The following is a 3,067-nucleotide window of genomic DNA, read 5'->3' as shown; positions in this document are numbered from 1 at the left end:
TCAATCTGAGCCATGATCAAACTCTTCAATTAAAAAGTTTTATGTCTTTCGACAGCTCAATGAATTCTGAATTTTTTAATATCTTTCGATATTGAATTGACTGTGCCGAAGCAACTTATAAATAAGTTACTTCTGTTGGTCACTCAGTTTTCAATTGAGACTCTAAATTTGTTTGCCTCCCTACTTGCTCAATAAAGAACAAAGTAGTTTGGCTGTTAGAACTCAATCTGTACGAGTGCCCACACAGATGATTGCTTTATATTGTTAAAGAACGTCTTGAGTCGCTTTAGCGTCTCAAGGGATGCGAATAATACACCCTTTATTTTTCGAGTCAATACTTAGTTTTAAACTTTCTTTCGACAATTTAAAACCGAAGTTTTATTTAACTCTCTGAGTATTTCGTGCCTCGCTATGCTTCAGCGTTTCCCGTCTCAGTGGGGTCGCATTATAGGGAGCGGCGGATTTTACGCAAGCGTTATTTTCATTAAATAGTAATTAAAATTAAGCCCCAAGCAAGCACACACGATAAGCACAAGTTACCCACAAAACCCTGTTGATAACTCTGTTTTTGAACTTTAAAACTAAACACTTTTATCCTGATGTGATAAGTTGCGGTCACTTTTTTTAACTCATGTATTTAGGCAGTATCCATGACAGACATAATAAACAGTATAAGTGCCCTTCTATGGGGCCAAGTTCTCGTCTACTTATTAATAGCAGCAGGCCTCTTTTTTACTTTTCGACTAGGCTTTATTCAGTTTGTGCAATTTCCACATATGTTCAAAGTTATGTTTGGCTCTCGTAAATGTGCCGATAACGAAATTTCATCCTTTCAGGCTTTTTGTACTTCGTTAGCTGCACGCGTTGGTACAGGTAATATGGCTGGTGTTGCTGTTGCCTTATACCTAGGTGGGCCAGGTGCTATTTTTTGGATGTGGCTTATTGCATTAATAGGTATGGCTACAAGCTTTGCTGAAAGTACTTTGGCTCAGGCTTATAAAACAAAAGATGCTGAAGGCAATTTTAGAGGTGGCCCTGCTTATTATATGCAAAACGGTTTAGGTAAACGCTGGATGGGGACTTTATTCTCGTTATGCTTAATTTTAGCCTTTGGTTTGGTATTTAACGCCGTACAGTCAAACTCTATTGCTGCAGCATTTGAAGTAGCGTTTGATGTACCTAAGTATATAGTAGGCATTTGCTTGGTTATTGGCTCTGGTATTATTATTTTTGGTGGTTTGAAAACGATTTCTCGTTTTGCTGAAATGGTTGTCCCATTTATGGCATTAGCTTACTTGTTAGTGGCTCTTTATGTATGCGCTATTAACTTTACTGCATTACCTGATGTAATTGTACTTATAATAAAAAGTGCTTTTGGTATTGAACAAGCTGGTGCAGGTGCAATTGGTTATGGTGTTACACAAGCTATGATCCAAGGTATAAAGCGTGGCTTATTCTCAAACGAAGCTGGTATGGGTAGTGCAGCTAATGCTGCAGCCACTGCGACACCTTACCCTCCTCATCCAGCATCACAAGGTTATGTGCAAATGCTAGGTGTATTTATTGATACTATTGTTATTTGTACAGCGACTGCTTCTCTTATTTTACTATCGCAGCAATTAGTACCTGAATCTGGTGTTATGGGGATTGAACTTACACAAGCAGCATTACAAGAACATGTCGGCGACTGGGGTACTTACTTTATTGCCATTGCTATATTGTTTTTTGCTTTTACTTCTATTGTGGCTAATTACTCTTACGCTGAAACAAATTTAATGTTTTTAGAGCACAACTCTAATAAAGGTATGTTTATCTTTAGACTTGTTGTTTTAGGTATGGTGATGTTTGGTGCTGTTGGTGAGCTTGGTTTAATTTGGACGCTGGCAGATATATCAATGGGTTTAATGGCCATTGTAAACGTTATAGCGCTATTTATGCTTTCAGGTGTTGTTGTATGGCTCTCTAAAGATTACAACGAACAACGCAAAAAGGGCTTAATACCCACCTTTGACAAAAGTAAGCATCCTAAACTTGCTAAAGAGGTCGATCCCGAGGCCTGGAAATAAACAATAAACAGCGAGCTACGGCTCGCTTTTTTAGTTCTAAAAATAAAAAGTCCTGGCACATAGCACTCGATCATTTATTAGTAAAAGCTGTTACGGACGATAAGAACTGTATAGACATTATCTGATTATCAGCCTAGATAAGACAACCTACAAAAACAGATGTTTAATGCCCATAGCTCTGCATTATGTATAAGCACTTTATTGTTTACCTATTTGAAGTTCTCACCATAACTCTAGACTTACTCTTACCCGCGATTTTTAACTTCCAATGAGCATGTGTTACCAACCAATTCGACAACTATACCAACCTGCATAAATCTCTGAGCAATTTAACGAATTAAATTGCACTATAACGTCGTTAAAAATTTTTATTTAGAACACTAGATACAAAAATTTTTGCCTAAATCTAGCGTAATTTCCTTAACCTTAAATAGACCCCATATATAAGCAGATTGGTATTACTTTATGCTACCAGCACATAGGTGTTTGAACTTTGCTTTCAAGGTTATTTGCTCTCGAGGTGTAGATTGCTTTACTGTTTTGAATTTTTTAAAGCTAATGGCCTACTTTACTGGTTGGTATCATAAGTCTATGACGCTTAGTTCAGTTCAAAGTGTATTCATTAGCATTAAGTACTGTGTGTCGCTAAGGATTGCATGGCTGGTTTATTTGAGGCGCTATAGGATTGGGTTTGGAAATATTACATTATGCTTACTCATATATATCTTTAATACGATAGATATACAAACTCTTAATGAACTATCACACAACGCTATTATTGGGTAGACCATGCATAAAATAGTGCATATCAAGATAATATAAATCATAGAAAACATAAAAATGATAAATCAGGATTTTTACTGGATATTTTATAGATATTAGAAGATTTATTAGATTTTTTAAGCAGAGCGCTTAATAAAGAGATGGTGCCCGAGGCCGGACTTGAACCGGCACGACTTGTTAGTCGAGGGATTTTAAATCCCTTGTGTCTACCAATTCCA

At 36.7% G+C, this 3,067-nt stretch carries 1 protein-coding gene; it reads left to right on the top strand.

From position 1 onward, the window contains the following. Positions 1-650 precede the first annotated feature (650 nt). Positions 651-2,066, top strand: a complete 1,416-nt coding sequence (locus I6E85_RS20645) for a sodium:alanine symporter family protein (RefSeq protein WP_024591297.1) — start codon at positions 651-653, stop codon at positions 2,064-2,066. Positions 2,067-3,067 lie beyond the last annotated feature (1,001 nt).

This window comes from Pseudoalteromonas sp. NZS71 (assembly GCF_015864715.1).
Lineage (GTDB): Bacteria > Pseudomonadota > Gammaproteobacteria > Enterobacterales > Alteromonadaceae > Pseudoalteromonas > Pseudoalteromonas arctica.
This window is presented reverse-complemented; position numbering and strand designations above follow the sequence as displayed.